At 62.9% G+C, this 8755-nt stretch carries 7 protein-coding genes and 1 pseudogene; 2 read left to right on the top strand and 6 right to left on the bottom strand.

Features of this window, described 5'->3' with window-relative positions:
* The 4 genes and pseudogenes from BRX43_RS19445 to BRX43_RS19430 form a co-directional block, all read right to left on the bottom strand.
* Positions 1-303 (bottom strand): annotated as a pseudogene (locus BRX43_RS19445) (catalase); the annotation flags it as partial.
* 11 nt (positions 304-314) lie between these two features.
* Complete coding sequence (locus BRX43_RS19440) at positions 315-2345, bottom strand: L-dopachrome tautomerase-related protein (RefSeq protein ID WP_125996713.1); 2031 nt, start codon at positions 2343-2345, stop codon at positions 315-317.
* Between the two features lie 170 nt (positions 2346-2515).
* Entirely contained in the window at positions 2516-3598 is a 1083-nt protein-coding gene (locus tag BRX43_RS19435; RefSeq protein WP_125996712.1) for a catalase family protein, read from the bottom strand.
* 55 nt (positions 3599-3653) lie between these two features.
* Positions 3654-4616, bottom strand: a complete 963-nt coding sequence (locus BRX43_RS19430; protein WP_241215092.1) for an alpha/beta hydrolase — start codon at positions 4614-4616, stop codon at positions 3654-3656.
* Between the two features lie 338 nt (positions 4617-4954).
* Here BRX43_RS19430 and BRX43_RS19425 point away from each other — a divergent pair, with 338 nt between their 5' ends.
* Together BRX43_RS19425 and BRX43_RS20655 are read left to right on the top strand one after the other, a co-directional pair.
* Positions 4955-5620: a Crp/Fnr family transcriptional regulator gene (locus tag BRX43_RS19425; RefSeq protein WP_125996711.1), complete on the top strand. Its 666-nt coding sequence runs from the start codon at positions 4955-4957 to the stop codon at positions 5618-5620.
* A gap of 239 nt (positions 5621-5859) precedes the next feature.
* Complete coding sequence (locus BRX43_RS20655) at positions 5860-6138, top strand: hypothetical protein (protein ID WP_206433305.1); 279 nt, start codon at positions 5860-5862, stop codon at positions 6136-6138.
* 298 nt (positions 6139-6436) lie between these two features.
* Here BRX43_RS20655 and BRX43_RS19420 read toward each other — a convergent pair whose 3' ends face one another.
* Together BRX43_RS19420 and BRX43_RS20650 are read right to left on the bottom strand one after the other, a co-directional pair.
* A complete protein-coding gene (locus BRX43_RS19420; RefSeq protein WP_125996710.1) occupies positions 6437-8122 on the bottom strand; it encodes a DUF5597 domain-containing protein in 1686 nt (561 codons plus the stop codon).
* 319 nt (positions 8123-8441) lie between these two features.
* Positions 8442-8755, bottom strand: a 314-nt coding sequence (locus tag BRX43_RS20650) for a hypothetical protein (protein WP_206433304.1), incomplete at its 5' end; no start/stop codon positions are given.

The raw sequence follows: 8755 nt of genomic DNA, 5'->3' as shown, positions 1-8755 counted from the left end.
GCGATGGGTCGAGACGCGATCGCCGAGCTTCTCACCGGGTCCTTGCGCGAAGCGGACGGCGACATCGAACGTGCCAGGTTCCGCGAACAGGCCCTGTGCGAGCTCGGGCGGCAATCCGGGCGCGACGATGAGCTTGCCGATCACGCAGGCCGTGCTCTTGGCGTGGCTCGCCCGCACCGCGTGCCCGTCGCGCTTCTCGACCGTCTGGCTCTCCTGGGTCATGCCCTGGATAATGCCATCGATGCTCTCCTGTTCGTCGGGCTCTCGTGTTTCGATGCCGGGCGAATAGCGAAGATAGGTCATGGGATGTCCGATCATTTGGCGGGTGGGAAGGAGAATAGCTGCGTCTTGATCGACGGCGGTGCCCCGGGCGTGAACCAGTTGGTGTCCTGTATATGGCTGGCGGTGACGTACATCGTCCCGTCGCGCCCTTCGGAGAAGGTGTCAGGCCAGCGCAGCCGGCGATCGGTCAGCACCGTCTCGACGGTCGTGCCGTTCAGCCGCTTGATGGCATAGTCAGTGGGCGAGGTAAGGTAGAGCACGCCTGCCTTGCTCATCCATAGGCCATCAGCGACGTGCGTCTGCGCGACCGTCTTCACAGCTGCCGCCCTGTCGGCCTCACTGATGTCCGACCGCAGCTTCGCGGTATCGATCGCGTACAGCGTCTTTCCGGTCAGCGCCTGGTAGTACAGCGTCTTGCCGTCTTTGGAGATCGCGATGCCATCGGCGGCGAAGGCTGGCTGGCGGCCATCGGGACGGACCAGCGGCTTGCCGTCGAGCGTGACCTTCACCGTCTTGTCGATCTGCGTCGAGGGGTGCCCGTCAAGCGCGCGATGGCTCTTCCCGCTCTCCAGGTCGACGACGATGATCGCGCCCCGCGTGCCGCTGTCGGTAATGTAGCCGGTCTTGCCATCGGGCGAGAAGCGAATGTCGTTGAGGTAGGTGCCCTGTAGCGCCACGTCGCCAGGAACCAGGATCGTCTTCGTCACCGTGTTCGATGCCAGATCGATGCGGACGAGCTTGGGTGCGCCTTCGAGGATCTTCTCGTTGCCCGGCGCGCCGGGATCCAGCACCCAGAGGTTGCCATGGCCATCGGGGACGATCGACTGCACGCAGACGAAATAATCGCCGACCGGCAGCTCGTTGGCGCGGGCGTTGCGCCAGCTGTTCCACTTGGCGTCGGGATAGGGGCGTAAGCTGCCGTCCTTCATCACCTCGGCAACAGAGATGGGCACGTCGTCGGTCCAGCGGGGGAAGTTGACGAAGCGACGGCCATCCTCGGTCACCGCGACGCCGGTCGCCTGATGATCGAATTGTGCCACCTGGGTCAGTTGTGCGCTGCGTCCCTGGGCATGGGCGACGCCGGCTGCGGCAGCGGCGACCAGGCCGATGGCGGCGATCCCGGCGGCATAGGGGGCGGCTTTCTTCATGGTCAGGCTCCTGTCGATCGTATCGGTGAGCGCGGCGGGGGCGCCGGCGAAGAGGGTAAGGAGGTGGCGCACCACCGCTTGCGGGTTCTCCCGCTGCGGAAAATGGCCGACCGCGGTCATGGTGATGCGCGCGAACGGCCCAGCGAATTTTGCTGGCACGTGCTGCGCGGTCGAGGGCGGATTCACGCCATCGGCATCGCCGTGGATGTAGAGCGTCGGCAGAGACAAGGTCGTGGTCGCCTTGACCTTGTCCTCCAGCCAGGCGCTTCGTGGATCAGCTTCCGCTTCGCCCCAGCGCGCGCGATAGCTGTGGAGCGTCACGTCGGCCCAGTCGGGATTGTCGAACGACCGGGCAACACGGTCGAACGTCACCTCGTCGAACCATCCCGGTGGCGACCAATTGACCCAATGCAGATGGGTGAACCCGCGCCGGTCTGCATGCACCGCTTCCGCCCCGCGCGCGGTCGCCATGAACCAGTGATACCATTGGCGCTGGGTCTGCTCGAATGGCGGTGTCGGCATGCCGCCGAGCCGGGGCGGGGTCGACAGCATCGCCATCCGCTCCACCCGATCGGGCCACCCGACGGCCAGGGCCTCGGCGGTGTTCGATCCCCAGTCGTGCCCGGCTACCATGAAGCGGTCGATGCCGAGCGTATCGAGCAGCGCGATCATGTCGGTCGCCAGCATCGCGCTGTTGCCAGTCCGCAGGGCATCGTCGTTGAGGAAGCGCGTGGCGCCGAACCCACGCAACGTCGGGACGACGACGCAGAATCCTTCCGCGGCCAGCGCGGGTGCCACCTGATCCCATGTCGACGCGTCGTCCGGCCAGCCGTGGATGAGGAGCAACGGCTGCCCCTCCTTCGCGCCATAAAGCGACACCTCCATGTTCAGGTCGCCGGTGGTGATCATTGGCATTCGTCAGCCTCCTGGCGGTGCAACCTTTTGCATGCGGTGGTGGACTCTGCCCCTCCATCAATGCTTTGGATGCACCGACAGGACCACGGTCAGAACGGCCAGCGCCCCGTTAATCTCCGCGCCGATTTGCCAATGTTGAGCGTCGAAGGACCGCGCGCCACCTTCGCCGGTCAGGCACGACCGCCCGCAGGCTCGTGGTAGGGGCAGCCGTTCACGCGAGCCCGGAAGTCGGCGGAGTGTCGGTAGGTCTCGTTGCGTGCCCGGTTGATATTCCCAAGCGGCCGGTGCGCGGCGAGCCCAGTCCAGATCGAGAAGCGCATCTCCTCATTGATCTGCTGGAATTTGTCCTCGGTGAGGCTGTCCTGCTTGGGCACTCGGATAGTCGCTACGGTCTGGAAGGGCGCATCGTCCTGCTGCCACTCGACGGTCGGATCCTCCACTGATTGTTCCTTGAGGTCGCGACAAAGCTGAACTCGCACCTCCCATTCCATCTCCAGCACCTGGGCCTCCGACCGGATGACGTCGCGCAGCGCATCAGGGCGGGTGCTGGCGTCAATCGTCGTGCCGGTCTGATCGGTCAGGTCGTTGGACACGGGGAAGACAGCGAACTTGGCGATGTAGTCGCCATAACGGAACGGCGTGACGCTGAAGTAGGTCTCGCCGAGCGGATCGGAGTTGGGCGCGCCGCCGAGCGTCTGGACCTTCGGGCTCTCGATACCGACTGCGCTCAGCACGGTGTTCACGCCGCGCAGCACCTTGGACATCGCCTCCTTGGTGCCCTCGAGCTTGTCGGTGGTGCCGGCCAGGAGCTTGAGGTTGCCCAGGAACTGGTCCGCAGTCCTGTTCTGGAAGACCGGGCCGTTGACCATGACGAAGTCCTGCGTCCGTCCATCGGCACCGGGCAGGCGTTCGCCTTCGACGTCCATCACCTTCAGCGCCAGGCCGCGCGGTAGGCTGATGGTGTCGGGCAGGATGTCGCCCGCGTTGGTCGAGAAGCGCATGACGACCTTGTGCTCGCCCGGGGTGGCGAACAGGCCTTGAGCCAGCTCGGGGGGAAGGCCGTCATGGACGGTCAGCACTCCCTCGAGAAAGCCGTGCGCCTTGGCGTGGACCGAACGGACGGCGTGACCGTAATCCTCCGCTGTCGTCTCGAGGATCTTGTCGAACGTCTCGTTGAGCTTCGTGATCGTCTCGGCTTCGTCGGGTTTCACATCCTCGACGTCGGGAGAATAGCGGACGGGGTTCTGGGGCATGGTCTTTGGTCCTCTCCGGCAAGGAGGCGGCGGCTGGGTGCCGCCGCCGTTACGCTCAGCGGCGGGCTGCAGGCGCCTCGAATGCCGTCTTCAGCCGTGCGACCGCGAGATCATTCGCCTGCTTGGCGCCGTTCACGACCTTGGCCATGCCGAAGAACTCATGGGTCACGCCCGGGAAGGTCTTCTGCTCGACCTTGTCGCCGGCCGCGCGCATGGCGGCCGCCAGCGTTTCGCCATCCGAGCGTAGCGGATCGATCTGCGCATTGATGATCGTCGTCGGCGGCAGACCACGCAGGTTGGCGGCGACCAGGTTGAGACGCGGATCCTGCGCATCGGCGTTGCTCGTCTGATAGTAGTAGCCGAACCACGGCAGCATCGCGGTGTTCAGCGGCTTCGCGTTCGCCGAATCCTTCCGCGAGGGCAGCGTCATGCTGCTGTTCGCGATCGGATAGACCGAGACGATGTGTCGCGGCACCGTCAGGCCGTTGTCACGCGCGTAGATCGCGGTCGCGATCGCAAGGTTGCCGCCGGCGCTCTCGCCGACTGTCGCGATCCGTGCGGGGTCGCCACCCCAGCTTGCCGCATTCTGCAGCGTCCAGCGATAGGCCGCGGCCGCATCGTCATGCTGCGCGGGGAACTTGAATTCGGGTGCATGGCGGTATTCGACCGAAACGACGATCGCGTTGAGCGCCTTGGCCATGGCCCGCGGCGCGGCATCGTAGGTGTTGACGTCGGCGATGACCCAGCCGCCGCCGTGATAGTAGACGATGACCGGCATCGGCTTGCCACCTGCGGGCGCACCGGTAGGCTTGTAGATGCGTGCGAACTGCTTGGGGTCGCTGCCGTACGGCAGGTCCTGCGTCGTCACCGACGGATCGGGCGCGGTCGACATACCCTTCTTCTGCATCGCCGCCTTGGCGCCGTCTGCGGCCGACGGCTGCATACGAGCTTCCGCAGGCGTGAGCGTCTCGATCGGCTTGCCGCCGAGCGACGCGAGCGCGTCCAGGACCGACTGCATGTCGGGTGCGGCCTTTGGGGGCTGCACGGATGTCGCGGGCGGCGGTGGCGGGGGAGGGGCGGTAATCGAGCGGGCTGACTGAGCCAGAGCTGGAACGCCTGCGATCGCGGTCGACGCAGCGATCAGCATGGAAATGGTTCTGCGCAAATATCCCTCCTGTAACTATCCGTTTCACAACCATCGGGCGACCTTCAGCGTTTCGGTACGAAAGTAGACCCAAGCGTTTGGGCAGTGAGGTTGGGCAGTATGGGCGGCGGCATGGATGATCGGGCTTCGACGGCGGATGGTACGCACAGGCCAAATGCACTGCCGTGTGAGGCGAATGCACTGTTGCGTCTTTGGACGACGCTGACCGTGCCGCCCTTGCGCCGCATCTGGAACTGGTGCCGTTCCACAACGGCGACATGATTGCGCGCGCCGGCGATGCGGCTGACAGCATCTGCTTCCCGTTGACCGGGATCGCCGCGATACTTGACTCGCTTGAGGGTGACCGCCGCTACGCGGTCGCGCTGTTCGGGAATGAGGGGCCTATCGGTTGGCAGTTGCTGCTAGGCAACGGGCGCTGGTCGCATGACGTGGTGATGAGGGCCGAACACGGCACGGCGATGAGGCTGTCGGCCGCAGCGTTGCACGGGATACTCGCCGAACGTCCCACGATCCGAACCGTCCTGCTCCGTTTCGTCGACGTGGTCATGACCCAGATGTCCAAGACGATCGTTTCGTCGCTCGCGCATTCGATTGAACGGCGGATGGCGCGATGGATTCTTCTCTACCACGACCGAGTACGCGAGGACGACATCTGCATGACGCATGAGGAGTTCAGGCTAATGCTCGGCGTCCGTCGCAGCAGCGTGACCGACGCACTCCACAAGCTTGAAGAGGATGAGGCTGTCCGCTCCGTACGCGGGCGCGTCATCGTGCGTGATAGGGAGCGGCTGCTGCGGCTTGCTGGCGACACCTACGGTTTCGCTGAGGCGGAATATCGGCGCCTACTCGGCCTCTGATCCTATTGGTTTGTAGACGATGGCGCCGGGGGCGACCTCAGTGGCTGCCTGCACAGTCCGCATCGCCATCGGTTCACCCTCAAAATTGGACGAGCAGTAGAGATTGAGATGAACGAATGACCGCAGCTGGGAAGCGATAAATATGTCGCGAATGGCCGGGATTGGGTCATCACGACTAAAGGGCCGGGTGGTCGCTTCGCCCCACTAGCGGACTTAAACGTCGCCGCTAAAGAGCAGCTATGAAGTGGACGACTGCTATCCTTCGCGCCTCAATGTGGCTTCTGCTGATGCCCGCAGCGCTCTTCGCGGTCGGGGCGCTGTATACCGGGTTGTTCTTTGGCTTCGCACTCTGGTCATTCAGCGATCCAGCTCCAACAGTGCTTTGGTTGCTCACATTGGCGCTGCCCATTGTTATAATCATCGCGCTACGCGATCGGGATCAATCTTTTACGCGGCTCGCGCTTTCCACCTGCGCTTGCTGGACCTTCGTAGCTTTTTACCTCCTATCGCTGAGCTAGCTGCCGGTCTGCTTCCCACCCATTTGGGTCGTTCCAAACGGCCGAACGCGCTCGGTCAAGCAGCCGATCCGCTCTTATGAACGAGCGGCGGCTTTCGGGGAAGCGAGAAGGCACGGGCGAACGGCCGGGATTGGGTCTTTTGGCGGCGAAAGTGCGGTAGCCTTTTCTCTTCTCTCGAAGGTCCTTGGGGCGGTGCTGTTCGCGGTATCGAGAGGGTCTGCGGACTCCAATGGCCCAGATACCCGCCAGCGTCCGAAGTTTAGCTCAAGCGTTTTATAGTCGCTGCAATATTCCGCCGTCAATGATACCGATAAAGGCGGACACGATAGACCTTCCGTTCGGCGGCATCGCCGGAAAACAGGCGCAGCGACTGCCCCTGTCCCGTCTCGTCGCCGTTCAATCGCCGACCCTTTACCATCCGGCCATCTTTCCAATATTGTTCGTCGATGCTCTCGATTCCGACGATCGGTAGGCCGGGGCGATCGGTCATGAAGCTCAATTGCGAATCTCCCGCGCCGACCACGATGAATTCGTCGGCGCCGGTCTGCAGGAACATCGCCGCGACGCGGCTCATCTGGTCGACGTCGCCCTTGGGACCGCCGGCCCGGCCCATGTTCACGACATAGTCGCCGATGCGGCCGCGACCGGCCCGTTGCGCGCCGCCTTCCATGATGACGGTCGAGATTTGTCCGGTAGCCTGCTTCTGCAGGATCATAGGCGATAGCGGTGCCAGCAGCCCGTAGAGTGCGGCCATCGCTGGATCGCCTTCGCCCGCCGCGCTCAGTCCAATGCTACTATCCCCTTGGAGCACCACGCCCTGACCATCGATCCCGAACGGAGAGAAGCCGATCGCCCGAAGCGTTCCATAGCTGTAGAGCGCATTCGCGGCACCGGCCGCGCCACCTCGCGCTTCAGGCACGAACAGCGGATTATCCCGACGCGCATATTGCGTCGCCCAGTTCACATAGTCTTCGAAATAGATGTCGGGTGCTAGGAAATCAAGCGAGGGTGCCCCGGCCTTGTAGATGTCGAGCGCAAATGGCAACGGCCCACCGGAATTATACTGCCCCGGCTCGTAATTCGGCCGGATGAGCGCGGCGTTGTTGAACATAGGCAGGGCATATTCCGCCTTTCCGGCCGCCGTCACCTTCTCGATGAAGGTGGCATAAGCCCAAGCCATGAACAGGGCATCGGTCATCCCCGTATCGCCGAAGACCTGCTGCCATGTTCCAGCGCTACGTGCGCCTGCGCTCTCCCAGGCGGTGCGAAGCTGGGGGTGCAGCATGGTGCGATGATCGGCAAGATAGCGCATCAACGCTTCGGGCACCTGGCCCTTAAACGCCGCTTCGGCTGCGGGTGAATGGTCGCGTGATTCCGGGATGACACCCACTTCGTTTTCGACTTGGGTCATCAACACCGTATGATGTGTCCCGTCGACCGCCCGGAGGTGGCGCATCAACTGCGCGAACGCCCGGGCATCGGCATCGCGGGACGTTGCCGAAAACGCTGACAACCGCTCGGTTCCCCGGCCATCGCCGGTCTGCACGCGCGGGAACCTAGCCTGATCCCGCTTCACCCATGCGGGCACATAGCTGGAATAGGTGTTCTTCCATGCACCGAACCATAGGAAGACGAGGCGCAGGTCATGATCTCGGGCACCTTTCAGCAGGCCATCGAGATTGCTGAAATCAAACTTGCCCTCCTCGGGTTCAATCGTTTCCCAAGCGACCGGGACCAGTACAGTATTGAGGTTCATCGCTCTCAGCTTGGGCCATATCGGCGTCATGAACGCCAGATCGCTGCTGCTGGAATTACGAGTCTCGCCGCCCAGCACTAGAAAGGGGTTGCCATCGACCACTAGCTGGGTCGCATCGCCGCGCCGTTCGAGATGCGGTATCGCCGATTTACGCATCTGCGCATCGGACTTTAGAGGCGCTGTCAGGCCAGTTGCGACGATTAAAAGTGCGGCAATCAGGCTTCGCATCAGACTCCCCTTCGAGTGGAAAGCTCGGTTTTCCTGAACTTTCTCAATTCGTTGGCTACCCATATCACATGCAACTTCTCGGTCGAGAAGAAGGATGGAAACATTATCGTCGATAAATTGGTTTGACATCCCAAATGACCAGGCCAAGCCTTTGTTGGTGGTTCGGCAGGTTGTTTGTACCCGCGAACAGGCGACCCGGCACCCGTAGCGTCCGTGCGCTGGAGCCGTGGCAATCGGGTCGGCAAAGCGCGGTGCCGCCAATACCTCCTTCCATCCGAAGACCGTCGGAAGCGCGGGTCGTTACGCTTGGACGGACCTACTACGATAAATTCGGGTAGCGTCGGATCTCGGACGCATCCTGGATGGAAAAAGATGCGTGCTGCTCCACACCATGGTCGGGTCCAACGATATCCAGCGGTCGAAGCGCTTCTATGACAACGTATTCGGCATCCTTGGCGTCGGGAAAGCGATGCCGAATGTTGCTGATAGCGACCACTTGTGAATGGTGACGTGCTCCCCGGAAAACATGCCATTGATAAGTTAGCTCGTCAGATGGAGACGAGCGATGCGGCGAGGCCGTTTTACCGAGGATCAGATCATAGGCGTGCTGCGTGAGCACGAGGCTGGCGTGAA

This window comes from Sphingomonas sp. S-NIH.Pt15_0812 (assembly GCF_003951315.1).
Taxonomy (GTDB): domain Bacteria; phylum Pseudomonadota; class Alphaproteobacteria; order Sphingomonadales; family Sphingomonadaceae; genus Sphingomonas.
This window is presented reverse-complemented; position numbering and strand designations above follow the sequence as displayed.